The sequence below is a fragment of the Rhizobium sp. 05N430 genome, assembly GCF_056396985.1.
This window is the reverse complement of sequence record NZ_JBFTMO010000010.1, coordinates 91,515-117,283: the sequence shown is the minus strand read 5'-3', so window position 1 is coordinate 117,283 and position 25,769 is coordinate 91,515. Positions and strand designations below refer to the sequence as shown.

The following is a 25,769-nucleotide window of genomic DNA, read 5'->3' as shown; positions in this document are numbered from 1 at the left end:
TGCGGGCATCAGCCCCGATTGAGTGCGCGGCCGAGTGCATTCTGGACCGCGATGTCCTGCGTCGCGATGGCATCCATCAACAAACGCATCCGTTCGCGCAGACTGTGGAGCTGGTCGACAAGATCAATGACCACGTCGATGCCTGCATCATTGACCCCCATGCTTCCGATCAGGTCTAGAATCAAGCGACCCCTTGCCACGTCGGCATCCTCGTAGGAAAAAGCGTCGGGAGATCCAACCGGGATGATCCATCGCTCCTCGACCCACATCTGAAGGGTTGACGTTTCAATCCTCAGGGTACGGCAATATTCAAGCTCGTCCATCGCCTCCTCCTATGTACGCCGCGGATCATGTGACTTGCCCGCTTCCCAGTTGGTCATGAATTCGTTCAACTCTGCGTCCGGCGTGCCCTGCAACACGATCTTCAGGACGACGTATTGATCGCCATGGCCACCATGCTTGTTTGGAAAACCCTTGCCCTTGAGACGAAGCGTCCTGCCGGTGCTGGAATTTGGTGGAACCGAAAGGAACACCGCGCCGGACAGGGTCGGGACTTCCACCTTTGCGCCGAGAACCGCCTCGCGGATTGAAATAGGGACTTCGGTCCTGACGTCATCGCCCTCAAGGGAGAACTGCCTGTCAGGCAGAACGTGGATTTCGATGAGGGCGTCGCCGGCCGGTCCGTCATTATGGCCCGGTGCGCCTTTTCCACGAAGGCGCAGGATCTGGCCGTCCCGGACACCAGCCGGGATCTTGAGCTCCAGGGTCCCGCCTTCGGGAAGCGAAACCGTCCTCTTGCCACCGTTCGCCGCCTCGCGAAGACTGACCTCCAGTCGATACTGCAGGTCGCCACCTTGGTAAGACGCATTGCCCCTGCTCCTTGCTCCGGAAAAGAAGCTCGAAAAGATGTCGTCTCTGTCACCGAAATCGGCAAAACCGCCTGCATTATGATAACGGGCGCCGCTGGCCTGATCCGCAGCATAGTCACGATAGTAGCTCCGCTGTTGCTGCCCTGCGCCCGTCTCGTCGATCTCACCCCTGTCAAATTTGGCGCGCTTGTCTTCGTCACCCAAGATTGCGTAGGCGGCTGACGCTGCCTTGAATTTCTCCTCCGATGCAGCGTCTCCAGGATTGAGGTCTGGATGCAGTTTCTTGGCAAGCTTGCGGTATGCGGTCTGAATTTCCTTCTGCGATGCGCCTTTTGCCACACCCAGTGTTTCGTAGGGGTTCGCCATGAGTATCCCGCCATGCACCTTTGTTACATAAGAGATAGTGCTGGCGACTTTGCCTGCAAGAACCTTGCGGCGTAACACCAGGGGGCTGTCAGGGCGTGCATGAAACGGCTTACATAACGACGGGTGCGCGACCATCGCAGTTGATCTGCACATGGATCGCCAGGTTTCCCGCACCTCTTGCCCGGTTGGCGCTCAATTGCTGTTGGCTGTCCGGATTACCTTGATCCGGTTGGCCGTGTGAAAGCCGTGCCGGCGACGCGAGCCTAACGAGTGAACGCTCTTGAGGGCGGTTCAGCAAGCGTGATGCGGTTGCCGTCTGGATCGGAAATCTGTGCAATCCGGCCATAGTCACCCTGGGCTTCACCCACAAGCTGCACACCGATCTTCCGAAGGGCATTTCTGGCATCGGCCATATCAGGCACGACTATCGTCAATCGGCCGGAACCGGCCGTATCACGATCCTCGAATACCTGAATGTTCGCTCCGGCAACATCGCGCCATTGGATCAATCGCGCCATCGGGCGATCGTCGGCTTCCCGACCGAATAGATAGCTGTAAAATTCTTCTGCCTTCTTGATGTCGGTGGTCGCGAGTGCGGCGTAGACCCCTTGGATTTGCATCTGCCTAGCTCCGCTCGAATCCATTCACTCCTGAAATGATCGAACGCCGCGAAGCGTTCCATTTGCCATGAGAGGGCAGCGTTGCGCCTTGATTTCACGGTCGCGGTCTCCTGATTGCCCGAACCACGGATTGCGTTCCGCCACCGGCAAAGAAGCGATCCTTCCCGTCAGATTCCAAGCCGGAAACGCCGATCCCTTCGGGCATCTCGAGGCGTACCAGAACCTCGCCTGTCCCCGGATCAATACGGCGTACATCGCTGACGTCGCCTTCCCACGTCCCATGCCACAGTTCACCGTCGACCCAGGTGACGCCGGTCACGACCCGATCGGATTCGATGGTCCGCTTGATGGCGCCGGTATCCGGATCGATCTCATGGATTTTGCGGCCGCGATGCTGGCCGACCCAAAGGCTGCCTTCACACCAGGCGAGCCCGGAATCGCCACCGTTTCCGGGCGCCGGAATGGTCGACAGGACCGTGCCGGTCTGAGGGTCGATTTTGATGATCCGATCCTCGGCGATCTGGTAGAGAGAGCGGCCGTCGAATGCGGTCCCTGCATGCGATGCAACATGGATCGTGCTTACCTCGCTACCTGTTTCCGGATCCAGCGCATGGAGCTTCTCGCCGGAAGCGAACCAGATATGCTGCCCGTCGAAGGTCACGCCGTTGACCCTTTGGGCACTATCGAAAGGACCGTATTCACGGATGATCTCGGCTGCGGATCGCTTCATGCCTATTCCTCCATCATTATTTTCGCGACGCTAGCCGCTCGGGAGCGGTCCCGGGAGTAACAATGTTGTCGGGAAACCGATTGCCGGCGTGCTGATCCAGCGCCGCGCCGGTCCATTGCCTACGCTTTCGACCTTGCCCGACGCAGCAAGTGTTTCAAGTGCGCGCTGGACCGTGCGCGTGCTGATCCCGAGCGCGATCGATAAAGCCGAACTCGACCAGCTTTCACCGTCGGCAAGGAGGGCGAGCACAGTACCGTTCTCATTATCGATCGGCGGTGCCAGCACCGCGACATCGGCGCCGTTGGCAGGCAGGAGAACGAAGCCGTCCTGTGTGGCCTCGATGGTCACAAGCCCTTCTAGCGCGGCGCGCAGCCGCCCGACTTCGACCCGCAGACGGGCACGATGGGATTCGTCTACATGGCGCGCACCGAAGGCACGGGCGAGCAGAACGCCGCGCGGCAAGTCATCCGGTGCAGCCTCGGCCAACGCGCGCGCCAGTGAAAACAACACTGGCCTTCCAGCCAAGGAAACGATTCGGGAGCCACGACGGATGGTGAAGCGGCAGGCATCGATGATAAGGCCATCAGAGGAAAGGAGTGCCTCGACCTCATCGAGGTAAAGGGTGCGTTCGTCGCCGTGGACAATTCTTCGGCCCGCGGGCTCATCGAGAACATGAGCTGCGTTTTGCACTTCCGCAACAAGAGCCGGAATATCGGCGTCCCTTGCCGCAGATGCCGCGCGCGCAAAAGCCGCGCGGGCGATCTGGATCTTTAGCCGGCGGACTGCAATGCCGGCGACGGTCAGCTCCAGGCTTGCTCTTGCGGCGGGCGGCAATGGCGATGGATCGAGCATCGCAAGCAGCGTCTCCGCTTCTTCGAGGCGGCCGACAAGCAGCAGGCGGCGAATCTGCAGATTTCGGGCATGGGCTGCATTCGGCCTGTCGCCGTGCCGCTCGAGCGTCTGGCGCGCCATCTCCAGAGCCTTTTCAGGCCAGCTGAGGTCGCGGCTCACAAGGGCGATCTCACCTTCCGCCAGCTTGCAGCGGGCGCGAGCCAGCTCTTCGCGGGAGGTGAAGGCGCGGTGAGCGTTTTTCAGGAGCGCCTTGGCCCGCTCGAAATCACCGAGCTGGGCAAGTGCAATTCCTCTGAGAGCGAGCGCCGGAGCATCGCCACGCAGCGCGACGCGTTTCATAGCGCCGAGCACATCGCCGGCCGCGAGCGCTTGCGCCGCAGCCGTGATCATCGAGTCCATTGAAATCCCGTCACACTTGTAACTCCCACCCTCCGGTCAATCAGACCTAGGGTAACGCCGATCTGCCGGCTACGTGAAGCGCCTGCAGAATTTTGATGAGGAGAAAGATGATGACGACCACTGTGACTGGCACGCGCGAGGCATGGCTTTCAGCCCGGCTTGCCCTTCTTGAAGAAGAAAAAGAGCTGACAAGGCGCAGCGACGAAATCGCGGAGCACCGCCGCCAGCTCCCCTGGGTGAAGATCGACAAACAATATCAGTTGCAGACAGATGCGGGCATCGTGCCTCTTTCGGCGCTCTTCCGGGGGCGCTCGCAGCTCCTCGTCTACCACTTCATGTTCGGCACGGACTATACAGCGGGCTGCCCCTCCTGTTCATCGATAGCTGACGGGTTCAACGGCATTTTCGTACATCTGGAAAACCATGACGTCGCCTTCTGGGCCGTTTCGCGCGGACCACTCGTCAAACTGCAGCAATTCAAGAAGCGTATGGGATGGACCTTCGACTGGGCGTCTTCAGCGGAAAGTGATTTCAATCACGACTTCAATGTCTGGTTCACGCCGGAGGAGCAGGTGAACGGTGGCATCGAGTACAACTATCGCCGTGAGCCACCGATGCCCGAACCGCTCGCCGAGACGGTGCAACAATGGGAGCTCAAGGGCAGCGAGGGGCCCGTCGCGCAGATCGCTTCGATGACGGGCACTGATGTAGCAACCTATACACGCGACCGGCCAGGTGTGAGCTCCTTTGCCTTGCATGGCGGCGAGATTTATCACACCTATTCATCCTACGCCCGCGGGCTGGATGGCCTCTGGGGCATGTATCAATGGCTCGACCGGGCACCACTCGGGCGCAATGAGGAAGGCGTCTGGTGGCGCCATCACGATCGCTACGGAGTCTAGCGCCGTGCGCAGATCGTTCATTCACAACGGCATGGCCGGCGCTTCCGCCGGCCGATATCGGACCACGGCGATCAGCCGCTTTCTACACCTTGCCGCCGCTCCTGTCTTTGGCGTCATGGCTTTCCTGAATGCTGGCGATCGATCAACAATGACGATCTGTGCCAGCGACGGCGGCTCGATGCTAAGCGGGATGGTGCTGATGTATGTGCTGATGGCGATTGCCCATCTTGTCCCGTGGGTGCATCTGCTCGGCAAGCGGCACAACCGTGACACCTGATCAGGTGTTGAATGGGAATGCTGAAGGATCCCGGGCGTTTCGCCACCTTTCCCAACGACGCCGCAGTTCGCCTTTTCGCAAGCCGATAGGCTCTTCAAGAACTTCGGCGGCAATCATCCTATCGGTACGAAAATGGCGGAAATCGCTTCGGGTCTCACACCATGCGATCAGCATCCGATAGGCTTCAGCATAACCGAGAATGACTGGCCAAACGATCCGCTCCGTGTGCTCCCCACGCTCGCTGTGATAGCGGAGCCTGATCTTCATACCGGTGCGGATGGCGCTGCGAAGCTGCCTTGCGTCGACGATCTCTGCGGCATCGCCGGCTTTCGGCTTGGTGCCAATGCTCGGTTCAGCAATGTGGGGGCGCAGTCTTTCCGGTATGGCATCAGCGATTTTGGCAATCAGATCGCGGGCAGCAGCTGCAAGCGATGGGTCGGAATGCTGTGCAACCCACTGGGCGCCAAGCACGGCCGCCTCGATCTCATCAGGTGTGAGCATGAGGGGCGGCATGTCGTAGTCTGAATCGAGAATATAGCCCAAGCCCGCTTCGCCAGCGATCGGGACACGTTGACCAATCAAATCGGCCATGTCCCGATAGACTGTGCGGATCGAGATCTCCAGCTCGCCGGCAAGCATGGTTGCCGTTACCGGACGCGACGAGCGACGAAGGATCTGGATGATTTGGAAAAGACGGTCGGCACGACGCATGGCTCACTCCTGCTGCCACCATGCTGTCAGGAGGCTTCGCTTACAAGGTCTCAATGCCGACCAAGCGGCGTTATTGGAGAGATAGATCATGAGACTTGCATCCACCCGCCTTATCGTCAGCGACATCACCGCCGCCGTTTCGTTTTACGAACTGGTGACGGATACCGCCGCTGACTGGCTGGCGCCGGTCTTTGCCGAGATAGTGACGCCTGGCGCGACATTGGCGATCGGCGCAGCCGAGACAGTGGGTCTCTTCATGGCCGGAACCGCCACGCCGGGCGCCAACCGGTCCGCGATACTCGAATTTTTGGTCGATGATATCGATGCGGAGTTCTCACGCCTTAAGAGCAATGTCGAAGTGGTGCACGAGCCAAAACTGCTACCTTGGGGCAATCGCACCTTCCAGTTCAGAGACCCTGAGGGCACGCTAGTATCGTTCTTCATGCCCGCGACGGAAGAAGCAAGAGCTCGGTTTGGCAGCCGCTGATGGCGCTCCAGACGCGAGCATTGTCAACGTTCGTGAAGCAAGAAGCGGTGCCGGATGCATATGTACGGCCAGGAAAATGCTTCACACGAAGAAGTTCTCATTTGGAAGGGAGCTGCGTCTTTTCATCGAAAAGATCTATGAAAACAATATCTATCCTAGACGCCGCGATATCGGTCGCCGAGCCTTGCTCGGGAAGGTCGACCGGATGGCCCGGTAAAAACTATCGCTGCGCGAAGGTAGGTCTTGAATGGTTCAGAATAGGCAGAATGGTGCGAAGATTCCTGTTGACCGTCGATTGCCACCATGCGGCGCTGGGGTAAGGTTGGTTCGAGCATCATCCAGGAGACGCCATGTCAGACCCATTTTCTACGCTGATAGGCCGTGTTCTCGGTGACCCGATCTCTCAGTTCGTGACCCTTGTGGTCTTGATTCTGACAGCGAGAGTCTTTGCAAGAGGACGGCCCGCGCTGCGGTTTTCCGCTCACGTCGTGTTTTTCGTGATGCTGACGGTCCTGCTGATCGCCAACGGTGTCGCGCCATGGTCGACCGATATGACGGCCGAGGATCTGACACACCGTTTGTTTCTCGGCCTTGCGAAAACGACGTGGTGGATCGGCACTGCAATGGTCCTTGTCGCTTCGGTTCGGCTGTTTCTGATTTTCGAGCGAAATCCGAGAGAGGGCCGGCTGATACAGGATCTGCTTGTGGGCATCATCTACGTCGGCGCGGCTCTCTCGATTATTGCCTTCGTGTTCAGTCTGCCGGTCGGCACCCTGATCGCCACATCCGGCGTTTTCGCAATCGTCCTTGGTCTGGCACTGCAAAGTACCCTCAACGACGTTTTTTCCGGCATCGCACTGAATCTCGGCCGGCCCTATAATGTCGGCGATTGGATTGTGCTTGACGACAATGTTCAGGGCCGGGTGGTGGAGACGAACTGGCGCTCCACTCACCTGCTGAGCGGCACCAACGATCTGATCATCGTGCCGAACAGCGCGCTTGCGAAGGCTCGTCTGACGAACCTCACCGCTCCCGACGAGGTCCATGGCGCTACCGTGACGGTTCGAATGCTTCCAACCCGCAGCCCGGCAACGATTGAACAGGCAATGCAGGCGGTCTTGCTCAGCGCCAATTCCATTCTCAAATCTCCGCCTCCATCCGTTTCGATTGTCGGCATGGATGCATCAGGCGTTGATGTTGAGCTCTCCTTCCGCGTGTCGGGGATTTCGAAGATCGCAGCGGCACGAAATGAGATCTACGACCTTGCCTACAGGCATGCCAAAGCGGCTGGAATACAGCTCGGTCCACCGGCCAACGCATCGGCCGGCATAATTCAGGTTCAGGATGCGACATCCAAACACCCGGGAACTCCCTGGAGGCTCCTGAGCTCGATAGGGTTGTTCTCCACTCTGACAGAGGACGAAAGGGAGAACCTTGCGCAGGAGATGAAGCGGCTGACCTTCAAACAGGATGTCGTCATCGCTGCCCAGGACGCTGCTTTGACGTCCCTGATGATCGTGCGAAGCGGGGTGGTCGTCGTCGAGCGTGAGATTGAAGGGGTCATGAGCGAGATCACGAGATTGGCGCCTGGCGACCTGTTTGGCGAACGTGGGGTCCTCATGGGTGCGGTCGAACCGGCCAGAATGCGCGCGCTCACCTTTGTCGTCGTCTACGAAATCTCTAAAGAGGTCCTGGCTGGCGTCATGCGAGACCGTCCTGGACTTGCAGAAGAGCTCGGACTGCTATTGACGCGACGCGTCGAAAGCGAGATTCACCTTTCAAACGACTTGAGGCAATCAGCAGATCAGCACCCGACCTCGATTACAGCAAGAATCCGTCATCTTTTTCAGGTTCCGCATTCGGGGCATTGAGGCCGCCTCCACCGCGACCTCCGATTTGACCGCGATGGACAACAATGCCATTCTTCAAAACCTGAAAGCAGGTGAAGCATCCCCAGCACCACTTGTCGTCGCATCACAATCGATTTCCAGCATCACAGAAAAACTGAAACGACGGAGAGTTTTTCATGCCGGGCTCGCAGCATTCCGCCCTCGGATCCCTCGTACTGATCAGTGCAGTCGTGGGCTTCAGCGTCGGCGCCTTTGCATACACTGCCGGATGGCTCACACCCGGACGCCTAACACCCATGGAGCTTGTCGCCGCTCTGGCGCCTCCTGGCGGACCCGCGCTGGGGCATCGGAGAAATCATGCGAAGGGGGTGTGCTTCACGGGCAACTTCGAAGCCAATGGCAACGCTGTCGCGCTTTCGAAGGCACCGTTGTTCATCGCGGGACGATATCCGGTTCTCGGACGTTTCAACCTCGCAACGCCTGATCCCAACGCAGCAGATCCTACCGTGCGCGTGCGCGGCATCGGTGTGCAAATTTCAGCTCCGGACGGTAACGTCTGGCGCATGGCGCTGATTGACCCGCCCGTCTTCGCGGTTTCGACGCCGCAGGGATTTTATGACCTGCTCGAGGCTTCAAAGAGCAAGAACCCTGATGCCATGAAGGGCTTTGTGGCAGCACGTCCCGAATTTGCCGCATTCGGCGAGTGGGCAAGCAAGGCCCCTTGGACAGCCAGCTATGCCGAGGTGACCTTCAATAGCCTGAATGCATTCATCTTTACGAATGGTGACGGGGCCAAGAACGCGGTGCGTTGGTCACTGCGGCCCGAAACTCAGCCTGTGACGATCGCAGTTGAGGATTTCGCAAAGTTGGGCCCCAATCATCTTGAAGAGGACATCATCGACCGTGTATCCAAGTCGCCCCAGCGCTGGACCCTTGTTCTGACAGTCGCCGACCCTTCAGATCCAACATCCGATCCGACAAAGGCCTGGCCGCCTGAACGAAGGACGGTGGAAGCTGGAACGCTTGTGGTGGAAAAAATCGAGCAAGAGGCGGACGGCCCGTGCCGGGATATCAATTTCGACCCGACAGTTCTGCCGGACGGCATCGAAGTTTCCGATGATCCATTTCCTGCAGCACGATCGGCTGCCTATGCCAGATCCTATGATCTTCGAACCAGTGAAGCGAGCCATTATCCCCGAACAGCAGCGAGCGCGAAACCATGACCGGCATCACAACACGTTTCTCTTCCGCCCAGCGTCTGTTGCACTGGCTGATGGCTGTCGGAATTCTGGCCATGCTATTCATCGGCGTCGGGATGGTCTCGACGATCGGTCAGCGGTACGTTGCGTTGCTGGTGACACACAAGACTCTGGGAATCCTCATCCTCGTTCTCGCCGTGGTTCGTCTTGTGGTCCGTTTCATATCGGGTGCCCCGGCTCTGCCACCAGATCTACCGCTGCCGATGAAACTCGCTGCCCATCTGTCGCATCTTGCATTATACCTGCTGATGATCGCCATGCCGCTCATTGGTTGGGCGATGATGTCGGCAGCGGCCTATCCGATTGTGCTCTATGGCGGTGTCCGTCTTCCCCCGATCCTGCCGCAGAGCGCGAGCCTGCACGCTGTACTCTGGAGCGCACATTTCTATCTGGCCTTCGCGTTTTTCGCACTCGTCGTGATGCATCTCGCGGCCGCACTGTTTCACGGGTTGGTTCGCCGCGACGGGGTTCTTCAGACAATGTTGCCAGGCAAATAGTGCCTTTGCTCGGACGGCGTTATCTCACGAGATGTGAATAAGAACGCGTACGTGCCTCGCAGAAACGCCGATCGGACCAAGCCGTTTCATTCGAGGTCAGCCGCTAACGTTTCGCAAGGTATCCGGTGTGCTCGGGCTATCTGGATGCCACCTCGCTAGGCGCACGCGGACCCTCGCAAGCCCTTCGCGGGCCGTCATAGGGCTGGTAGGTGTTGTCCTCGACACGGTATGACTGGTAACGGGCAGAGCACCATGAGGCGGCCGCGGCCGTCACGGACGTAGGCTGGACACTTTCAGCAGCCGTAACGGTGGTCGAAGGACCGCTTTCATAAGGCGAGTAGCAGGTACGAGTCTGGCCGCTGAACGAGCGGTAAGTATTGGTCTTCTCATCGAAGGAGCGATAGCGGTCAACGCACCAGCTCAAATGCTGGCTCGACATTGCCGTGTTCACGACTGGTGCGGCGACTGTGGCCGGGCCTTTGGCAAGACCCGTATTCGCAGATGGTTGCGCGAGGGCGTATGTCGAAAACTGAGCCGGAACCCTTTCGAACGACTGAGCCGACCGATCAATCCTGACTGGCGCTGTAGTCCACAGGTCCGATGCGGTTTCGCTTGCGAATGTATGGCGTTCGGGCGCTGCCATAATGATGGACGCAATCGAAGCTGCCGCAATGCAGGAGCCGACTGCGCAGGTGATTCCAGAACCCAACAATGCAATGGTCTTCATGACGTCCCCGAGGCAAAATAAACTTGTCGGATCAGAGAACGCGAGACACTGAAAATCGTTCACTATCGGGAGGGATAATCGTTGACGATCGAGACCGACAGTAAGTGCTGCAATGCGGTTGTCAGTTTCAGAACAGCTGGCGGACCTGCAGATTATTCCATTCTCCAATGTGAAAATAGATCTCCCCGGGAAACCTGCATGCCTACAATCAAGATTGCTGAACTCGATGGCGAATACGCGATAGTTCAATTGGACGCCACCGCAGAGTTGCCCGGATGGTGGTCCGGACCAGGCTTTGGATCTGTAAGCCGCGGGGACGACGAACTATCGATCGTATGCCTGGCTGACCGTGTGCCTGACGGCGTTTCCAAAGACGGCGGGTGGACGGCTTTCAAGTTCATTGGCCCGTTCGCGTTCGGGGAGACGGGCATCGTCCTGTCGGTCATACGTCCACTTTCGGAAAATGGTGTCGGTATATTCCTGGTATCCACCTTCAATGGCGACTACCTATTGCTGAAGCAGTACGACGTTGAGCGGTCACGAGGTCTGTTGTTGGAAGCAGGACACGAGCTCGTCTCGCTGGCACCCGCTTTCTAAAGTCTCACCCGAGGCCCCCGGCAGAGCCGAGCATCCGGGTCGACAATTCACAGCCTCCGATTCCGCAAACTGGGGATTCTCAAAACCATCCCCGCCGCCAGAACCAGACCAGAGGCGCGATGGCGCTCAGGATGATGGCCGTCCAGGCAAACGGGTAACCCCACTCCCAGCCCAACTCCGGCATGAACTTGAAATTCATGCCCCATATGCCGGCCAACAGGGTCGGGGGCACGCCGACCACCGAGGCGATCGTTAGCACTTTGAAGATGTCGTTCTGCTCGATGGTGATGAAGCCGAGAACTGCGTCCAGGAGAAATTGGGTCTTGTCCGAAAGATGCGTTTCGTAGTCGCTCAACGAGGAGACGTCCTTGGTCACCGCGTGGAGCTGGTCGCGGAATTCGTCCGACAACATCTCGTGACACACATCCAAGGTAAATGAGGCCATCCTGCCAATGCCGAGGAGGACATCGCGGGCCTTCGAGGATCGATCGCCGAGCGCGCCGACTTTAGAAAGCGCGCGTCGCAGCGTAAAGTTGGCACTGCGGGGAGAGGCCGAACCTTTGAGGTTTCCTTTGAAGACCGTCCGGGACACCTGGTCTACTGCGGCGGCCAGATGCTCAAGAACATCAGCACCACGGTCGACGATGGCCTCCAGTAGCGCCACGAAAACACCCATGCCGCTGGCAAGCGTTTCATCGTGTTTTATCCGTTCCGCAACAGCATCGAAAGCCGGCAAGTCGTCGAAGCGGATGGTCACCAGAAAGTCAGGGCCGACGATAAAGCCTGCCGGCGAGAGCTCGGCGTGCTCGGTTGTAGCATGACCAACGACGGGTGCGCTCAGGTAAAGCCGGTCCCCCTCTTTGGAAAGCCTGCTCGATACCTCAATTTCGCTCAGGGCATCGCGTGTTGGAACTCTTACCCTTGCACGCCGCTCGACGAATGCGATCTCCTCTTCGTCGGGATCGAGGAGGTCCATCCAGATGACGTGACCAGGCAATGAGTCATCGGCTGCACCTGCCCTGACGGCTCCGTCAATGTCGCGATAGATTTTCAGCAAAGTCGGCTCCTGGGGGCGGCGATAGCAGGGATAGATACGATGTCGTTGCCTCAGCCGCGAGGTGCCAAAAGGTCGCCGGGTCTATTTTGGGGGCCGTCAGTCAGCGTCGTCGGTTGCCTTCGGAAACAGCTGGGTCACGTTGGAACCGGTCGTCTTGTTGACCTGACGCGCCGTCCGTGTGCTTTGCCGGCTTTCCCCCGAGCTTTGCAGGACGCGGACAAAGCCCTCCCCCTGCCGATAATAATCAGGCTTGTCGGGCATACGTAGCGCGTACTCGCTGACCAGACGGTCGATCAGGTCCATCGCTTGCGCCGCAAGGACTGTGTAGCCTTCCCGCCGACGCTCGAAGAAGCCATCAAAATTTCGAGCCGAGAGATCGAGCGCATCAAGGGCACGTCCCAAGTTAAGGACGCGATTGCCAAGCCACATGATTTCATCGGCAATTTCCTCATCAAGGAGCTCCAAGCGATCCGGCGATGGCAACGCCAGGACCGGATCGGGAGTGTGGAGACGAACTTGTCCTCGTTCATCGGATTGAATTCCGGGGTGTCGTGAACGGCTGAATAGCTCGACCCCACGAAGTCGTCCAAAGCCAGAACCGCCTGCATGGCCGCGCTTCGTTCATCAGAGGCTGACCGCCTGCGGGAAAGGACGGACGTAAAAGTGGGAATCAGCGCCCCAAGTGTGACGCAACCTGCCCCAAGGATCGCTCCGATTGCCAGCAGGCCCTGTGAAGTCTCGAAAAATTGCTGCAATCATCACCTCGTTACTCAAGGCGCTTAGCGGCAGAGATTCATAATCGAATCGTCTCCAGTCTGCCCATCGTGCGCCGCGATCGTTGCGGCACAAAGCTCAAAGGTGAGACGCCCACAAGCGGCCGGACCACCGCGACCGTGTTTACCTCCAGCCGGAGACACACTGAATGTCATATGGCACTCCGTTCGCGACTTTCTGCGGGAGGGCATTGACCAACCCGTTGCCGAGCACGATTTATTCGGCACTAGGAGCCCGTCGTCATGCTTGTCACCGTCTTTATCTTTATTTTTACAGTACTCGGCGTGCTGGCCGCTCGCTACCTCGTCGTCAAAACGAAACTGACGGAAAAGTCTATCGACGACGCGATTTCGCGAAGAATGCGGACTTCAACGGCGATGTTGGAAATGCGCAATCTTCACGAAATGAATGGCATCATGCGCAACCTCCTGATCGATCTTGTTGAAACCGATGAGCTCGCATACCGGGCCGGCGGCACAGATGTGACGCCTGGTGACAAGAGGCGGCTGTTGGCGCTTCGAGAGGCTCGCAGGCGCGAGGTCTGCGCTGAAACCATTGTGTTCTTGAAGCAGACGGGAGGTTTTCCGGCTTCAACGAAAACAAGCAAGACCAAGGGTTGATCGCGTCGCCGGAGGCGACGCGTCAAGGAGCCAACGTGTTGGCGACAGATCGTGGGCCATACGACGGTCGAGCTCTTCTGCCCGATCTCCGACCGTCGCAAATCGACTACGCCGAGACCTGTTTTTAATTATCAAGAAGTGACGGACGGCAGGCGTATCAGGCCCGTTTACTAGGCGAGAACTTGTCTTGGAGATCCGCCGGTCATTGATCATCGTTCAAAGCCGGACTGGTCGGATCAGGCGCACCATCAAAGAACAGGTAAACGGCGGCGATCCGGCCATCTCTTACGACGATGAAGTCGGTGCCCGCATAGGCCGGCGGTTCACCCGGCACACCCGACACCCAGCGCAAGCGTCCCGCCTTATCATGCAGCACGTCAGCACGCCCGAGCGTCGAGTATCGGAATGTCGGATGCAAGGCTCGGATGATCCCAGCTATCCGGACGATTTCGTCTCGTCCGCGATAGATCCCGTGTGGTTCGACGAACACGGCATCGTCATGAAAGATTTCTTCGGCGACCTCTCGCCGGAGGGTATCGTCCCCCTCCCCGAAAATGCCCTGAAGGTTGCGCTCAAGAAGCGTGGCGATATCAGCCATGATGGTTCTCCCTTGCGGCGATGAGCCTAGATCTGTGCCTGGCCGCCATCGACGAACAGCTCGACACCGTTGATGAAGGAAGCGTCGTCCGAAGCCAGGAACAGCACGGCCTTAGCGATCTCTTCGGGCTGACCAACGCGGCCTGCCGGAATGAGGCCGGCAAGGTAGTTCTTGGTGTTCTCGGCGCTTTGGCCGTTGCCGAACAACTCGTTGAGGCCAGCCGTATCGGTCACGCCCGGGGAGATCGCGTTGACGCGGATATGGCGATCTTTCAAATCGAGGATCCAATTGCGCGCGAAATTGCGCACCGCCGCCTTTGTCGCAGAATAGACGCTGAAGGCCGGCGTGCCGGAAATGCTGGTCGTCGATGAGGTGATGATGATCGAGGCCCCGTCGCGCAGAAGCGGCAGTGCCTTTTGAACAGTGAATAGCGTGCCCTTCACGTTGGTATCGAAAGTTTTCTGATAGTGCTCCTCGCTGATTGCGCCGAGCGGCGCCATCTCGCCGCCTCCGGCATTGGCGAAGACGACGTCGATATGGCCATGCTTCTGCTGGACGGCGTCGTAGAGGCGGTCGATATCGACGAGCTTGCTCATGTCGGCCTGCACGCCGGTGACGCGGCCGCCTATCGTCTTGACGGCTGCATCAAGCGCATCTTTGCGCCGGCCGGTGATGAAAACCGATGCGCCTGCCTGCGAAAATGCCTGTGCTGTCGCAAGTCCGATGCCGCTTGTGCCGCCCGTGACGATTACAACCTTGTTTTCAAAAGTTCTCATTGTGTTGCTCCTTGTGGACGGTCTAGTGCCGTTGAAAAAACATGACAGCGGAACGATTATGCAAATAGCCGTCAAATCTGTTACCCATCGTTCCAAACGGAGAACGATGATGCGGTACGATCTGAATGACCTTGTCTATTTTGCGGAAGTGGTCGCCCACGGCGGGTTCGCGGCGGCGGGCCGCGCACTGCGCGAACCCAAGTCGAAACTCAGTCGGCGGGTGGCAGGACTGGAGGCTCGCCTTGGTGTCCGTCTTATCGAACGCTCAAGCCGGCGTTTCCGCGTAACCGATGTTGGCAAGTCCTTCTACGAGCGTTGCAGGGCCATGATGACGGAAGCCGAACGTGCTGAGGCGCTCGTTGCCGAAGCGCAATCGGAGCCGCATGGGACGATCCGCATGAGTTGTCCGACCGGGCTCGTCGAGGCGATCTCTCCGCTCGTCACGCGCTTCCTTGTTCAATACCCAAAAGTTCGCTTGCAGCTGGTGGCTATCGACCGCCCGGTGGATCTCATCGAGGAGCGGATCGACGTGGCCTTGCGCGTGCGCACCTCACTGGAAGGCGATGCCTCGTTGACGATGCGCTCACTTGGAAACTCGACCCGAATCCTCGTGGCCAGCCCGCAGATCGCAAGCCGCATTGGCTCGGTCGAGGACCTTGCTGCTCAACCAACGCTATCGACCACCGACGATCAGGGCGAAGTAAACTGGTTCCTGGAGACCGACGAGGGCCGGATGCATACGTTGCGACACGAACCGAGGATTGGCTGCGCCGACTTCACTGCCGTCCGCACGGCAGCCCTTGCCGGCCTCGGCGTGGCACTACTTCCAGATCATAGCTGCAGACAGGCACTGGGCGAAGGCAAGCTGGTGCGTGTTCTTCCCGCTTGGCGCGGCATGAAAGGGCTTGTCCATCTGGTTTTCACGACAAGGCGCGGCCTGCCGCCAGCGGTGCGCAAATTTATCGATGGGCTTGCGGCAGGATTCCCGAAAGACGTCCTGGCTGAGTGACGATCGAGATGCGTTTTTAGCTCTGCGCCGCTAACAACTCGGAAGCTTGCGTCCGAGCGCGAGGAAGCTCGCATCGGCCCATTGAGACCGACCGACTGAGCGCTTTCATATAGATCTCTGTGCTCCTAAAACTCGCTTCTCATTGGACACTGGCCAGGAAACTAGAAACGCAGCATTGCCGATATTGTGCTGTAGCGTCTGCTCATATTTCCGAACCTTCGAGGGTCTTTCATCATCAGGATTTTCCATGCAATGTAAGATAGTCTTCCCGTCGTGGTCCTTGCATCAAACGGACGGCAAGACAGCGCGGGTCAATGTGCGACATGTTGCGATTTTCCTTTGCACTTGGTTGAAGCGAAATCTGCCAGCTGCCTCTCGCTCCTGGAGGGATGCGTCCCTTCCGGATTGAGCGCCAGGAAAAGTCACAATACACGATCGTTCGATATCACTCTCGTCATCGCTCGCGAAACGCCGGATGGGCTTCTGTGTTTCCGCCACCGGTTCTGTCCAGAGCCTTTCGTTGGCGCTGGATGATAAGGCCAACGGCCATCAACTTCGCTTTACAGACAGCGATTATTCCTCCGGTTTCGATGAAGGCTCGTATTCGTTTGCTTTCTTCGCTCTAGAAGCGCAGGGTTCTTCCTTCAGTAAGCCATGTTCAGGGCGCTGCTGCTTTAGGGTCATCACGCCCTAGCCCCGACCGAAAGGAGGACACAATGTCTTCCGCACTTTCGCCTCCCCTTCTAACAGTCGCCGATATCAACTTTCTTCAAAATGTGCTGAAAGATGCGGGCTACTCAAGCCACGAGCTGACAGGCACGCGCGTGACACCCGCAGGGAAACTACTGATCAAATCGTTTCAGGCAGGGATGGAACATCCGGTGGATCTTCAAACCGAGCTCGAAAATCACTTTGGTCGTTACGAAATGAAAACCCGCGTATCGAGTAAAGCGCTACATCCGTTCGCAATCCCAGGCTTACCGCACCGCGACACGACTGCCACGTAATAACGCCGCTCGCCAGCAAACTTCGGAAGTCAGTTGGTCGCTTGATTGGCGTCATTGGTTTGCGCCATAAAACTGCGAAAATTAAAGGTCGGACCAAGATGTCGCTAGTGTTTCCCAACCGAAGCCGAAGTTTCGACGAAATAAAGAACGGCGTACGCTTCACCGGATACGACGGCATGTTTGAAGTCAAATTCCTGGTTGAGGCGTCAGCGTTGAAGCAGAGGACGGCGGCGCGGTGCCTCAGCGCATTCGACAGCGACCGGGCATCAGTGCTGGAAGCGGCAGCCAAACTCTATGAGCGACGCCGAAGCAATAACCTGACACTCAGTCTCCAGGATATGGCTTGAACTGCCTGATAACGCAACCGCCGGCATTGGCAGATTTCAACGGCAGCCTTTCACGGAGAACAACATGATCAGGTTCAGATCGTCAGACGGCAATGAAGCGAGATCGATGGAAATCGCACTAGAGCTGAAAAAACTGGATGCCGAGATGGCGTCCCCCGATATCAAGGAATCCAGACATGCGGAGCTTAATGCCCTCTATCGAAAGTTGAGCGCAGAGCGAGATGTGCTGACGACACGGTGAGTGTATGCCGTCATGTATTCCGGAAACGTGCGCTACGTCACCACCGAACAGTTGACCTTGATCGCAGAACTTCTGGGGGATTCTGGCCACAGCACAAATGTATGGGTCAATGCGCCTCCAATCTCGCTGCAAGATTGCTGATCAGACTTGTCCAAGCGAGGTATGACCGACCCAATCGATCTTGCTTGCGAGCTTGAATTGAAGGTGGGAGGGAGGCGAGAGCCCGTTGCACTCCTCAGATCAATCCGGCAACTGACAGACCGTGGTTTCTCGATTCACTTCGGCCCCGAACGACCGTAGCTCTCGCGGTTCTTTCTTATGTTGGCCCTCAACCTCTTGTTTAAAGGCTTTCTGGCAGCGGGTCGTAGCGCCGGGGCCCGATAGAAATGGACGATACCGGACAGACTATAGAGCGTTTTTGCTGAACGTCAGGCCTACACGCGAAGTTTCCAACGTCCGATAAAGTGCACAGGGCTGGCGGCCAATTGTCGGTCAAGATAATCCGACATAAACGAATTGTCGGAGACTAGGCTCTGATCATCGGTTGCAATCAATCTGACGCACCGACTTTGAGACCCGATTGCTCTTGCCTCACGAGGACGAGCAATGCCGGAGATTGCAAAATTACTTTTCCGAAACAATCTCTTAGCCAAGTTGCCGAGGAGCGATCTCGATAGAGTTCGCCCGTTCTTGGAGAAGGTTGATCTCCCGCGTAATGCAAGTCTAGCCGAGCCTGGTACCATCAGCGACTACACCTATTTTCCAGAAACGGGTATCGGCTCGATCGTTGTGGGTCCTCCTGATGGGCGCAAATCTGAAATCGCGCTGTTCGGACGAGAAGGCTTGGCGCCCACCTCCGGAATCGCGGGGACTTCGTCCTTGCCCTATCATGTCTTTATGCACGTTGACGGTTGGGGCTTCCGAATCGCAAATGTTCATCTCCAGGCGGCGATGGCCGAGAGCGTCTCGCTTCGGAATTTTCTGACAAGATACCTTCAGGCAGCGTCGGTCCAAATTGCCTATACAGCGTACACAAACGCCGCTCATCAGCTCGAAGCACGTTTAGCGCGCTGGCTCCTGATGTGTCACGATCGTTCCAACGGGGACCAGATCCATCTCACCCACAAACTTATCAGCATCATGCTGGCGGTGCGCCGCCAAAGCGTTACAGAAATGCTCCATATTCTTGAGGGAAAGCACCTCATCGCAGCGGCGAGAACCTATGTAACAATACGGGACCGGGCGGGGCTCCTCGCAGTGGCGGGCGACGCCTATGGGGTGCCGGAACGAGAATACATGGCAAATATCGGCAGTCTGAAGCCGACAGCCTAGCTTTATTGCAATTCAGGTCTTTTTAGACCTTGGGGCGTTCCGTATCGCTTCCGCTTCGTCTGCTGCCGTTTGCCTGGCGAATATTTCAGCGACAATCTCTACAACATCTGATGTTGACGTGCCCTTCGCCATCTCAGCTCTAATTCTTGCCATCACTAGTTTTTTGTTATCTATCAACGCTTACTCGCCTTCGAGACAGACTTGCTACGATGGTGCAGACCGGGTTCAGCTGTGAAGACGGCCACGCTCCACCTACGCGCCGGGCATACTGTGTTTCTTGATCGTGCTTCCGACTGCGCGCAAACCGGAACATCGCTGGCCGCTCGCGAAAGAGTGTAAGTTGCCGACGGACTTTGTCCTAGTAGATTGCTCAGGGTGGCTGATGCGCCTTACCATCGGCCGTCCAATCCGAATCGCAAGGGGGCCGGCGATCTCGATAAGGACTAGAGCCTCTAAGCAATTGTTGCCTAACGCCTCAAATGCACGTTACCGGACATTTATGCAAGCCAGTGGCAAATCTTTCTCAAAGGTGAACAAACCAGAAATACGACTATGTCCAATTATTAATTTGCGCTGAGAATTAACGTGAACATATCATACATATCCACAGAACATACCCAAGGAATTGTTGGTATGGAACGCACTTACTCGATTAATTCGTTATGAGCAATGCTTGTGGCCGCGTCGCGATAAATGCACGCTTGAAGACATTGTTCGACGGTCCGCGATCAGCACTCGCTGCCAACCGGTCGAAATTCGTCCGTGATTTCCCGGTGGCCCCGTTTTATGGTTTCAACCGTGAACGCGCAGCTGTGCAGGAAGCGGTGATCCAGAACAGGTGGTGGCAGGGCTCGATGGGCGCCGCAAAAGCACACTAGGACGGCATCAAGGCTTTTCTGAAACGGACCAGACCGAAGATGTCAGTCGATATCGGTCTCCACCCTGGTACTGCACGGTGAAGATGATCAGATAGTCCCACTCGCCGATGCTGCGTGCAAGTCAATCAAGCTTCTAAGAAATGGCATCACCAAGACCTATACGGCCTTTTCGCACGGCATGCTCGCTGTCAATGCCGATGTCTTGAATGCTGACTTGCTGGCGTTCCTTCAGATCTAACGGACAATCGCGATGTTGCGCGAGCAGAACTGCGAATAGCTGGCAGCGTCATGGACGCCCACGGGCAACTGCCGTGACCAACTCAGCGTCTAGGCAGCTCCCACAACCGCATCAATTCAAGAGGCGCTGAAACGTTGGTCGCGAGCACGAAGGGGTCTTTGATGCGCTGGGCGCCGCCGCGCGATTTGATGGGAAGACCATGGGCCATGCCTGCGATCGAATAGAAAGATACTGCGGACCCATTGGCAGCCTTCCACGAATGCAGGTGGCCCCAGGTCTTTGTTTGGACGTCACCTGATCGGCGATCGATGTTCATGGCTCCCAGCCATTGGTCGATGCTGGTATCTGCGTTCGCCGGGTTGACGACGCGATCAGCCGTTCCGTGCCAGATGGTAATTGGGGGCCACAACCGCGGTTTAGGCGAGATGGTCGTGATCCTGCGACCCCATCCCTCAGTGGGCGCGGCAGCGCCAGATTTCATCGCACGAAGAGCCGACATCGCGTCGCGAACGGCCCCAACCGGCATTCCGCCGACGATCGCCGCACCCGCAAAAAGATCTGGATAGGTTGCCAACAGGACTGCGGTCATGGCCCCACCGGCTGAAAGCCCGACTATGAAAACGCGGTTCGCGTTGATCTTATGCCGGCTACTGGCATATTCGATCATCTGCTTGATGGAGAGCAACTCGCCGCGGTCGCGGGCGATGGCGCTGGGGCGAAACCAGTTGAAGCATAACTGCGAATTATTGCTTCTCGTCTGCTCTGGATAGAGAATAACAAAGCCCCTGTCCCTTGCCAGCCGCGAGAAGCCGGAAGCGGCATCCAGACTTTCGGGTGTCTGCCCGCATCCGTGCAAAACAACCACCAGCGCCGGCTTTTTCGGCAGGTTGACAGGTAAAAAGGATTTCATGACGAGCCGCCCGGGATTGGTGCCGAACCCCACCGTTGTCACGAGCCGCGGCGAGGCGGTTCGTCTCCGCTTGCGCGCCGGCGGCTGCAGAACGGCTTCCAAGATCTCTGCGACTTTCTTTTGCGAGCGGATTGCCCTCGACAGCGATTTAGCAAAGCTGAACGTCAACGGCCCATGGCTTCCAGCTTTTCGAGCAAGGCCTGAAGGCACGGCTGGACGGCGTCACGAACGGCGGCCTTCAGTGTAAACCACTTCTGTTTCCGCACCGCTTTCTCGGGGAAGTCTGCCGACAGTCTGGAAACCTCAAGGAGATGGACGGCAACCTGGTAGCGAAGCGGTGAGCTATCCTTTGTATAGCTGAACGTACCGAAAACTTCTCTGTCGACCGCGCCAACCACACCGGCCTCTTCGAAAGATTCCCGTCCCGCGGCGAGATAACTGGTCTCACCGGGATCGAGGTGCCCTTTTGGAACGCCCCAGCGACCGTTCCTGCGACTGCCAACGACAAGGATGCTGAATTCTCCCTTTTCATTGCGACGATAGCAGATCGCCCCGGCCTGCTGGATGTAACGAGCTGACGTCGTGGTCAAAGAGAACGAGGGGTCATCCGAGAGCATATTGCTTTTCGATTTTTTTCTAACTTTCATCAAAGCGCTGTACCACTGAACTATGACAGCTAGGTCGGCGTTTGAGAGCGACCACTACGAACTGGAGTCGATCGTGTCATCCGAGACCGAAATTAAGCTCGACCTTTCAGATGAAGCGACAGAGGGCCTTCTCGGTTCCCATCTGCTTGGCGAACCTGCGAAGATTTTGAAGCAACGATCGACCTACTTCGATACGAGGGATCGAGCGCTTTGGCAGGAAGGGTACACGCTGCGCATACGAGAGGTTGGTGAAGCGCACGTGCAGACCGTGAAAGCCACCGGCCCGGCCCGGTCGCTTTTTGCGCGATCGGAATGGGAAGCGCCGATCGGGGGGGATGAACCCGTCCTCGACCACACTAGCCCACTTGTCGGCAAGTTTGGCACCAACCTGAAGCTGGAGCCGGTCTTTGACGTTTTGATCGAACGACGCCAATGGGACCTTGAGGAAAACGGCTCGCGCATCGAAGTTGTCATCGACCGGGGTGAAATCATATCGGGCGACCGTCGTTTCCCCATACGCGAAGCCGAAATCGAACTGAAGGATGGAAAGATCAGCGACCTTTTCGTTTGCGCGAGAAAGATCGACGGCGTCGCAGGCTTTCGGTTCGGCATGCGCTCCAAAGCTGAACGGGGCTTCGCGCTGATTGAGGCGCAAAAACAGGCTTTCAAGGCCGAGCGCGTCGATCTCGAACCGGACATGAATGCGGCCAGCGCGTTCCAGGCGATTGCCTTATCCTGCGTCCGGCAATTTCGGCTAAACGAGGACATACTTCTCCAGAAGCGGAACCCAGAGACTCTGCATCAGGCGCGCGTCGCTCTTCGCCGGCTGAGGTCTGCCTTCTCGCTGTTCAAGATGTTCATCCCCGGCAGCGAACCGGAGCGGCTGAAAGAGGAGCTTCGATGGATTGCCGCGGTCCTGGGCGAGGCTCGGAACGTCGATGTGCTCCTTGTAAAAGCCACCAATGCCGATATCGTCTCCAGGCTGAAAGCGGCCAAAGAGGCCGCTTATCGTGACGCGATTGAAGCCTTGGGTTCATCGAGAGCGAGAGCGCTGATGCTCGACCTCTTCGAATGGCTCGAATGTGGCGAATACCTCCCGGGAATGGGGAGCGCAATGGCGGATATACCGAGTGCTCAGGAGTTTGCGGTGCGTGTGTTGGACAAACAGCGCAAGCGGATAAAGAAGGCCGGGCACAATCTGATGAAGGTCGATGACGAGCATCGCCATGAGGTTCGCAAGGACGCAAAGAAGCTTCGCTATACCACCGAATTCTTCGTTTCGCTGTTCGAGAACAAGCGCGCAGCGCGCCGGCACAGGAAATTTCTTGCCGCGATGGAAGCGCTCCAGGATGACCTCGGCGCCTTGAACGATCTGGCTACCGGGCATGAAGTGCTTGAGAAGCATGGCCTCGCCGAGCATCCCGCAAGAGCGTCCGTGGTGTCTCATGCAGACAAGGAGGCGCTGATCGAAAAGGCGCAAGCATCGCTCGACGATCTTCTCGACGCGAAGCGGTTCTGGCGGTAACTGGCGAGCGTCATGTCATTTGCCACCGGGAGAGCGCACTGTCTAACGAGGCGGCACCGGCTATCGACCTATCATCCAGGGTGGTCGGTTCCTGTCAATCAAGCCGAAATCCAGTATGAGATACTCTCGCTCTGCAATCAGCGTAAAGCGGCGAAACTTGCTCATCTCACGCCACCATGGCCCGAGACGATAGCTCTCGATAACGGGAGAGGAGAGTTGCCCTTTAACGGATCGCTTCCGCCAAGCTGGCGCCAGAGGGTTCGCCCACCCGCTCGTGTATGGGCGAACCCTATCCCCTACGCGCCGTCGGGGCGGGCATTGCGATATGCCCGTGTCGCTTAGATCAGCCGGACAGGCCTCAGGATACTGACCTAATAGAGCTACTGCACGGTATCGGCCCCCCCGATCAGCAGTCTGGGGCTTGGCGGTGACTGTCACCGCCAAGAATTCGTTTGCTATTGTTTGTCGTTGAGAGCAGGTTGACTGCCTTGGCAGCCATTGAACGGGCGCTGCCGATTGAGGCTGTCAAGCTTCGCCCCGACCGAAAGGAGGACTTATGTCTTCCGAAATCAGCACTTCCCATCTGGAAACAGAAGACCTGACGATGCTTCAGGGCATCCTTGTAAGCTGCGGCTATACAGGAAATATCTCGGTACACTCAGACGGCCATATGAACGCTGCAGCCAAGCTTTTAATTAAGCTCTTCCGTGAAGGTGTGAAAGATCCGGCTCAGCTTGCTAACGCGCTGCACCGAAATTTCGACATGACCGATACGGGATCCAAAATCCTGCCGTTTTCGGGCCCGCATAGATATGCCGTTCACGGCGTAACGCCTCAAGGGCGTCGCGTTCACTAACAAGGCTACATAGCTGCTTTTTCGAAACGAGTACGCGCGCGACTGGACTACGGTATTCGCATTGGCAGGTCGTGCGTCCTTCAGAAATAGAGGACTTGAGAATGAGCCACATATCTGAAGGTCAGAGACTGCTGAGGCTCATTTTGAAACGAGCGAATTACGCGACGTCCGATATCCGAGCCGACCCCGGTGAACCGCATTTGGCAGAAATCGAGATCATCCGCCGAATTGAAGGCGCGACCATAGCTGCTGAGAATTATCCGGCGTCTCGACGGCAGCGCTTGAACTCTGATCCTGCTGCCCTGGCCGCCTGGGAGAACGAGGGGGGTGCGGTGCGTTCCAAGCAAAGCCGGCCCAGGCGATTTCATCATTTCGCCCCTCAGAACGATCCCATCGATTGAAGCATCGATCCGTCAAGTTCAGCGCGCGGATCAAAAGGATATTGGCTGAGAGAGAATGGCATAGCCAGCCAAGGGGACTGCGTCCATTATAGTCCCGTGGTTTTGTTCAATTGATCAAAACTGTTGTTTGAAGGTGGCAACACCTCGGCGCGTAGTATCGCATTTACAAAGTTTTCCGGATCCACGCGGTGGCAGTGAATGTCCAATCGATCTTCAGTTGAAGTGTTAGGAAAAGGCATAGTCGAGGACGAGCGCCACATCGCCGGAGGTCATCGTCCCTTAAAGCCAACAGCAGCAAACAATGAAAGACATTACTGGGCCCCCAATTGCGATAGCTGTGCCTTCAAGAGCACTCGTTTCGCGCTAGCAACGTCCCGAGATGCCGCCTACCTCACGAGCGGGCTCGACACGAGCCCGATCCCAAGGAAACGGATCAATGCCATGAAGACAACTGTTAAAAGCATTTCCATCACTCGGCCCTTCCAACTAGCTGGGATGGCCAAGCCACACCCGGCGGGGACCTTTGACCTGCGGATTGATGAAGAGCCGATTGACGTGATGTGGGAAGCCTATCATCGGACGATGACGCTTATTTTGAAATCGAATGGTCTCATCGAGGCTTGGCCTATATCCGAAGAAGATCTGGAAAAGGTGCTGGCCGTTAGTTAACGGCATTGATCCGCTTTCTTTGACGGCCGCGGCGTCGAGACTGCAATCAGCAAATTGCAGCCGGGACGAGGTCCACACTGTGCTAGTGGCCCACACAAAGGTGGGCCAACTTGATTTCTGGCACTGGTCCAAGCCGGCTTGGGTATGTTGACGAAATCAATCCGGAGCGCCACTGGATGGCGGCCTGTCGATCGGCGCCGCCTTTTTTCTATTTTTGCGGTTGAATTCATCGGAGGCGTGTTGGTTGGCTTCAGTGACCGCGGCTGCCTCCTCTTCGGTCTTCTCATGCTGCTCTTCCGCCCGACGCCAGTGGTCGTCATGCTGGCCGTCTGGGCGGCCTTCTTCCTCCCAGATCTTGTAGGCGCGCTCACGTTGGTCTTGATCTCTATCCATCGACGTTCTCCTGTTGGCGACTGATAATCGCGAAGTCCGTCCAATGTTCCTGGAAGCGCGTCGAAGATTTCCCGATGGAACGAAACTCTCCGTGAAGGGCGGCATTCGCCGGAAACACGAGCTGGCCACCCCAAGAGGATCGAATGACGAAACACACTGACGACTACAACCAGGTGGGGGCCGATTTCGGTAATGCCGTGAACATGGCGCGATCGGAACAGGACCAGTGACTACACACCGACGGAAGCCGTGAGAGGGGCTAGATAAAAGGATGGTGGCGCGGGAACGTTCGGTCACCCGGAAGCCGGCTCTTACAGCGGAACGGTCATCGAGATGACCGAACGCTGC

The 25,769-nt window shown here is 57.4% G+C and carries 31 protein-coding genes and 1 pseudogene; 18 read left to right on the top strand and 14 right to left on the bottom strand.

Going from position 1 to position 25,769, the window contains the following annotated elements; genetic code table 11:
- Window positions 1–8: 8 nt before the first annotated feature.
- The 5 genes from AC1DJO_RS20245 to AC1DJO_RS20225 all read right to left on the bottom strand — a co-directional run bounded on the left by AC1DJO_RS20245 (window position 9) and on the right by AC1DJO_RS20225 (window position 3,836).
- Window positions 9–323, bottom strand: coding sequence for a chaperone modulator CbpM (locus AC1DJO_RS20245; RefSeq protein WP_112386557.1), 315 nt, complete (start codon window positions 321–323; stop codon window positions 9–11).
- Between the two features lie 9 nt (window positions 324–332).
- Window positions 333–1,235 (bottom strand): DnaJ C-terminal domain-containing protein, encoded by a 903-nt coding sequence (locus AC1DJO_RS20240; RefSeq protein WP_477972716.1) that lies wholly within the window; start codon window positions 1,233–1,235, stop codon window positions 333–335.
- A 263-nt stretch (window positions 1,236–1,498) separates the two neighbouring features.
- Window positions 1,499–1,855 carry a VOC family protein gene (locus AC1DJO_RS20235; protein WP_112386559.1) on the bottom strand — a complete coding sequence of 119 codons (357 nt, stop codon included), beginning with the start codon at window positions 1,853–1,855 and terminating at the stop codon, window positions 1,499–1,501.
- A gap of 94 nt (window positions 1,856–1,949) precedes the next feature.
- Window positions 1,950–2,585 (bottom strand): Vgb family protein, encoded by a 636-nt coding sequence (locus AC1DJO_RS20230; RefSeq protein ID WP_310295868.1) that lies wholly within the window; start codon window positions 2,583–2,585, stop codon window positions 1,950–1,952.
- Window positions 2,586–2,615: 30 nt separating this feature from the next.
- On the bottom strand, window positions 2,616–3,836 hold the full coding sequence (locus tag AC1DJO_RS20225; RefSeq protein WP_112446092.1) for an HTH domain-containing protein: 1,221 nt from the start codon (window positions 3,834–3,836) through the stop codon (window positions 2,616–2,618).
- A 110-nt stretch (window positions 3,837–3,946) separates the two neighbouring features.
- Between AC1DJO_RS20225 and AC1DJO_RS20220 the strand changes: the two genes are divergently transcribed.
- Window positions 3,947–4,738 carry a DUF899 domain-containing protein gene (locus AC1DJO_RS20220; protein ID WP_112386562.1) on the top strand — a complete coding sequence of 264 codons (792 nt, stop codon included), beginning with the start codon at window positions 3,947–3,949 and terminating at the stop codon, window positions 4,736–4,738.
- Window positions 4,739–4,742: 4 nt separating this feature from the next.
- Window positions 4,743–5,015, top strand: a complete 273-nt coding sequence (locus AC1DJO_RS20215) for a hypothetical protein (protein WP_310295864.1) — start codon at window positions 4,743–4,745, stop codon at window positions 5,013–5,015.
- Here the strand turns inward: AC1DJO_RS20215 and AC1DJO_RS20210 are convergent, their stop codons facing one another.
- Entirely contained in the window at window positions 5,016–5,726 is a 711-nt protein-coding gene (locus AC1DJO_RS20210) for a helix-turn-helix transcriptional regulator (protein ID WP_112386564.1), read from the bottom strand.
- 88 nt (window positions 5,727–5,814) lie between these two features.
- Here AC1DJO_RS20210 and AC1DJO_RS20205 point away from each other — a divergent pair, with 88 nt between their 5' ends.
- From AC1DJO_RS20205 to AC1DJO_RS20190, 4 genes are all read left to right on the top strand, one after another.
- A complete protein-coding gene (locus tag AC1DJO_RS20205) occupies window positions 5,815–6,213 on the top strand; it encodes a VOC family protein (RefSeq protein WP_112386565.1) in 399 nt (132 codons plus the stop codon).
- Between the two features lie 350 nt (window positions 6,214–6,563).
- The gene (locus AC1DJO_RS20200) at window positions 6,564–8,084 is read left to right on the top strand and encodes a mechanosensitive ion channel domain-containing protein (protein ID WP_310295858.1); all 1,521 of its coding nucleotides are present in this window, start codon (window positions 6,564–6,566) and stop codon (window positions 8,082–8,084) included.
- 155 nt (window positions 8,085–8,239) lie between these two features.
- Window positions 8,240–9,286 carry a catalase family peroxidase gene (locus AC1DJO_RS20195; RefSeq protein WP_477972643.1) on the top strand — a complete coding sequence of 349 codons (1,047 nt, stop codon included), beginning with the start codon at window positions 8,240–8,242 and terminating at the stop codon, window positions 9,284–9,286.
- A complete protein-coding gene (locus AC1DJO_RS20190) occupies window positions 9,283–9,819 on the top strand; it encodes a cytochrome b (protein ID WP_442208255.1) in 537 nt (178 codons plus the stop codon). Before AC1DJO_RS20195 ends, AC1DJO_RS20190 begins: the two co-directional genes overlap by 4 nt.
- A 136-nt stretch (window positions 9,820–9,955) precedes the next feature.
- Here AC1DJO_RS20190 and AC1DJO_RS20185 read toward each other — a convergent pair whose 3' ends face one another.
- Entirely contained in the window at window positions 9,956–10,258 is a 303-nt protein-coding gene (locus tag AC1DJO_RS20185) for a BA14K family protein (protein ID WP_477972714.1), read from the bottom strand.
- 369 nt (window positions 10,259–10,627) lie between these two features.
- Between AC1DJO_RS20185 and AC1DJO_RS20180 the strand changes: the two genes are divergently transcribed.
- The gene (locus AC1DJO_RS20180) at window positions 10,628–11,143 is read left to right on the top strand and encodes an ACT domain-containing protein (protein WP_310295855.1); all 516 of its coding nucleotides are present in this window, start codon (window positions 10,628–10,630) and stop codon (window positions 11,141–11,143) included.
- A gap of 79 nt (window positions 11,144–11,222) precedes the next feature.
- On the opposite strand, the gene AC1DJO_RS20175 is transcribed toward AC1DJO_RS20180, so the two are convergent.
- Both AC1DJO_RS20175 and AC1DJO_RS20170 read right to left on the bottom strand, forming a co-directional pair.
- Window positions 11,223–12,200, bottom strand: coding sequence for a magnesium transporter CorA family protein (locus AC1DJO_RS20175; protein ID WP_310295853.1), 978 nt, complete (start codon window positions 12,198–12,200; stop codon window positions 11,223–11,225).
- Between the two features lie 96 nt (window positions 12,201–12,296).
- Window positions 12,297–12,665 (bottom strand): hypothetical protein, encoded by a 369-nt coding sequence (locus AC1DJO_RS20170; protein ID WP_310295851.1) that lies wholly within the window; start codon window positions 12,663–12,665, stop codon window positions 12,297–12,299.
- A 551-nt stretch (window positions 12,666–13,216) separates the two neighbouring features.
- Between AC1DJO_RS20170 and AC1DJO_RS20165 the strand changes: the two genes are divergently transcribed.
- Window positions 13,217–13,594 (top strand): hypothetical protein, encoded by a 378-nt coding sequence (locus AC1DJO_RS20165; protein WP_112538801.1) that lies wholly within the window; start codon window positions 13,217–13,219, stop codon window positions 13,592–13,594.
- A 202-nt stretch (window positions 13,595–13,796) separates the two neighbouring features.
- On the opposite strand, the gene AC1DJO_RS20160 is transcribed toward AC1DJO_RS20165, so the two are convergent.
- Window positions 13,797–14,192 carry a nuclear transport factor 2 family protein gene (locus tag AC1DJO_RS20160; protein ID WP_310295849.1) on the bottom strand — a complete coding sequence of 132 codons (396 nt, stop codon included), beginning with the start codon at window positions 14,190–14,192 and terminating at the stop codon, window positions 13,797–13,799.
- Between the two features lie 26 nt (window positions 14,193–14,218).
- On the bottom strand, window positions 14,219–14,968 hold the full coding sequence (locus tag AC1DJO_RS20155; protein ID WP_112538802.1) for a glucose 1-dehydrogenase: 750 nt from the start codon (window positions 14,966–14,968) through the stop codon (window positions 14,219–14,221).
- 106 nt (window positions 14,969–15,074) lie between these two features.
- On the opposite strand from AC1DJO_RS20155, the gene AC1DJO_RS20150 reads away from it, so the two are divergent.
- The 6 genes and pseudogenes from AC1DJO_RS20150 to AC1DJO_RS20125 all read left to right on the top strand — a co-directional run.
- On the top strand, window positions 15,075–15,977 hold the full coding sequence (locus AC1DJO_RS20150) for a LysR family transcriptional regulator (RefSeq protein WP_310296029.1): 903 nt from the start codon (window positions 15,075–15,077) through the stop codon (window positions 15,975–15,977).
- A 716-nt stretch (window positions 15,978–16,693) separates the two neighbouring features.
- The gene (locus AC1DJO_RS20145) at window positions 16,694–16,984 is read left to right on the top strand and encodes a hypothetical protein (RefSeq protein ID WP_310295845.1); all 291 of its coding nucleotides are present in this window, start codon (window positions 16,694–16,696) and stop codon (window positions 16,982–16,984) included.
- 98 nt (window positions 16,985–17,082) lie between these two features.
- Complete coding sequence (locus AC1DJO_RS20140; RefSeq protein ID WP_310296027.1) at window positions 17,083–17,331, top strand: DUF1488 family protein; 249 nt, start codon at window positions 17,083–17,085, stop codon at window positions 17,329–17,331.
- A 64-nt stretch (window positions 17,332–17,395) separates the two neighbouring features.
- The gene (locus tag AC1DJO_RS20135; RefSeq protein ID WP_477972638.1) at window positions 17,396–17,572 is read left to right on the top strand and encodes a hypothetical protein; all 177 of its coding nucleotides are present in this window, start codon (window positions 17,396–17,398) and stop codon (window positions 17,570–17,572) included.
- A 606-nt stretch (window positions 17,573–18,178) separates the two neighbouring features.
- A complete protein-coding gene (locus tag AC1DJO_RS20130; protein WP_477972636.1) occupies window positions 18,179–18,904 on the top strand; it encodes a Crp/Fnr family transcriptional regulator in 726 nt (241 codons plus the stop codon).
- Between the two features lie 710 nt (window positions 18,905–19,614).
- Window positions 19,615–20,020: pseudogene (locus AC1DJO_RS20125) on the top strand (alpha/beta fold hydrolase); the annotation flags it as partial.
- 82 nt (window positions 20,021–20,102) lie between these two features.
- On the opposite strand, the gene AC1DJO_RS20120 reads toward AC1DJO_RS20125, so the two are convergent.
- On the bottom strand, window positions 20,103–21,098 hold the full coding sequence (locus tag AC1DJO_RS20120; RefSeq protein ID WP_477972634.1) for an extracellular catalytic domain type 1 short-chain-length polyhydroxyalkanoate depolymerase: 996 nt from the start codon (window positions 21,096–21,098) through the stop codon (window positions 20,103–20,105).
- On the bottom strand, window positions 21,095–21,547 hold the full coding sequence (locus AC1DJO_RS20115; RefSeq protein WP_477972632.1) for an NUDIX hydrolase: 453 nt from the start codon (window positions 21,545–21,547) through the stop codon (window positions 21,095–21,097). The genes AC1DJO_RS20120 and AC1DJO_RS20115 overlap by 4 nt, the downstream gene beginning before the upstream one ends.
- A 103-nt stretch (window positions 21,548–21,650) precedes the next feature.
- Between AC1DJO_RS20115 and AC1DJO_RS20110 the strand changes: the two genes are divergently transcribed.
- The 4 genes from AC1DJO_RS20110 (at window position 21,651) to AC1DJO_RS20095 (ending at window position 25,028) form a co-directional block, all read left to right on the top strand.
- Window positions 21,651–23,102, top strand: a complete 1,452-nt coding sequence (locus tag AC1DJO_RS20110; RefSeq protein ID WP_477972630.1) for a CYTH and CHAD domain-containing protein — start codon at window positions 21,651–21,653, stop codon at window positions 23,100–23,102.
- 556 nt (window positions 23,103–23,658) lie between these two features.
- On the top strand, window positions 23,659–23,958 hold the full coding sequence (locus tag AC1DJO_RS20105; protein WP_310295833.1) for a hypothetical protein: 300 nt from the start codon (window positions 23,659–23,661) through the stop codon (window positions 23,956–23,958).
- Window positions 23,959–24,059: 101 nt separating this feature from the next.
- Window positions 24,060–24,359, top strand: coding sequence for a hypothetical protein (locus AC1DJO_RS20100; protein WP_310295831.1), 300 nt, complete (start codon window positions 24,060–24,062; stop codon window positions 24,357–24,359).
- Window positions 24,360–24,557: 198 nt separating this feature from the next.
- Complete coding sequence (locus AC1DJO_RS20095) at window positions 24,558–25,028, top strand: hypothetical protein (protein WP_310295829.1); 471 nt, start codon at window positions 24,558–24,560, stop codon at window positions 25,026–25,028.
- Between the two features lie 156 nt (window positions 25,029–25,184).
- Here the strand turns inward: AC1DJO_RS20095 and AC1DJO_RS20090 are convergent, their stop codons facing one another.
- Entirely contained in the window at window positions 25,185–25,421 is a 237-nt protein-coding gene (locus tag AC1DJO_RS20090) for a DUF2934 domain-containing protein (RefSeq protein WP_310295827.1), read from the bottom strand.
- Between the last annotated feature and the right edge of the window lie 348 nt (window positions 25,422–25,769).

Coding starts and splice junctions, on each gene's coding strand:
- AC1DJO_RS20185 (WP_477972714.1), bottom strand. CDS start 10,258: ATGTCGAGCCAGCATTTGAGCTGGTGCGTTGACCGCTATCGCTCCTTC.
- AC1DJO_RS20095 (WP_310295829.1), top strand. CDS start 24,558: ATGTCCAATCGATCTTCAGTTGAAGTGTTAGGAAAAGGCATAGTCGAG.
- AC1DJO_RS20245 (WP_112386557.1), bottom strand. CDS start 323: ATGGACGAGCTTGAATATTGCCGTACCCTGAGGATTGAAACGTCAACC.
- AC1DJO_RS20190 (WP_442208255.1), top strand. CDS start 9,283: ATGACCGGCATCACAACACGTTTCTCTTCCGCCCAGCGTCTGTTGCAC.
- AC1DJO_RS20105 (WP_310295833.1), top strand. CDS start 23,659: ATGTCTTCCGAAATCAGCACTTCCCATCTGGAAACAGAAGACCTGACG.
- AC1DJO_RS20195 (WP_477972643.1), top strand. CDS start 8,240: ATGCCGGGCTCGCAGCATTCCGCCCTCGGATCCCTCGTACTGATCAGT.
- AC1DJO_RS20130 (WP_477972636.1), top strand. CDS start 18,179: ATGCCGGAGATTGCAAAATTACTTTTCCGAAACAATCTCTTAGCCAAG.
- AC1DJO_RS20160 (WP_310295849.1), bottom strand. CDS start 14,192: ATGGCTGATATCGCCACGCTTCTTGAGCGCAACCTTCAGGGCATTTTC.
- AC1DJO_RS20210 (WP_112386564.1), bottom strand. CDS start 5,726: ATGCGTCGTGCCGACCGTCTTTTCCAAATCATCCAGATCCTTCGTCGC.
- AC1DJO_RS20230 (WP_310295868.1), bottom strand. CDS start 2,585: ATGAAGCGATCCGCAGCCGAGATCATCCGTGAATACGGTCCTTTCGAT.
- AC1DJO_RS20235 (WP_112386559.1), bottom strand. CDS start 1,855: ATGCAAATCCAAGGGGTCTACGCCGCACTCGCGACCACCGACATCAAG.
- AC1DJO_RS20135 (WP_477972638.1), top strand. CDS start 17,396: ATGATCAGGTTCAGATCGTCAGACGGCAATGAAGCGAGATCGATGGAA.
- AC1DJO_RS20090 (WP_310295827.1), bottom strand. CDS start 25,421: ATGGATAGAGATCAAGACCAACGTGAGCGCGCCTACAAGATCTGGGAG.
- AC1DJO_RS20220 (WP_112386562.1), top strand. CDS start 3,947: ATGACGACCACTGTGACTGGCACGCGCGAGGCATGGCTTTCAGCCCGG.
- AC1DJO_RS20155 (WP_112538802.1), bottom strand. CDS start 14,968: ATGAGAACTTTTGAAAACAAGGTTGTAATCGTCACGGGCGGCACAAGC.
- AC1DJO_RS20115 (WP_477972632.1), bottom strand. CDS start 21,547: ATGCTCTCGGATGACCCCTCGTTCTCTTTGACCACGACGTCAGCTCGT.
- AC1DJO_RS20200 (WP_310295858.1), top strand. CDS start 6,564: ATGTCAGACCCATTTTCTACGCTGATAGGCCGTGTTCTCGGTGACCCG.
- AC1DJO_RS20145 (WP_310295845.1), top strand. CDS start 16,694: ATGTCTTCCGCACTTTCGCCTCCCCTTCTAACAGTCGCCGATATCAAC.
- AC1DJO_RS20240 (WP_477972716.1), bottom strand. CDS start 1,235: ATGGCGAACCCCTACGAAACACTGGGTGTGGCAAAAGGCGCATCGCAG.
- AC1DJO_RS20165 (WP_112538801.1), top strand. CDS start 13,217: ATGCTTGTCACCGTCTTTATCTTTATTTTTACAGTACTCGGCGTGCTG.
- AC1DJO_RS20140 (WP_310296027.1), top strand. CDS start 17,083: ATGTCGCTAGTGTTTCCCAACCGAAGCCGAAGTTTCGACGAAATAAAG.
- AC1DJO_RS20205 (WP_112386565.1), top strand. CDS start 5,815: ATGAGACTTGCATCCACCCGCCTTATCGTCAGCGACATCACCGCCGCC.
- AC1DJO_RS20225 (WP_112446092.1), bottom strand. CDS start 3,836: ATGGACTCGATGATCACGGCTGCGGCGCAAGCGCTCGCGGCCGGCGAT.
- AC1DJO_RS20100 (WP_310295831.1), top strand. CDS start 24,060: ATGAGCCACATATCTGAAGGTCAGAGACTGCTGAGGCTCATTTTGAAA.
- AC1DJO_RS20150 (WP_310296029.1), top strand. CDS start 15,075: ATGATGCGGTACGATCTGAATGACCTTGTCTATTTTGCGGAAGTGGTC.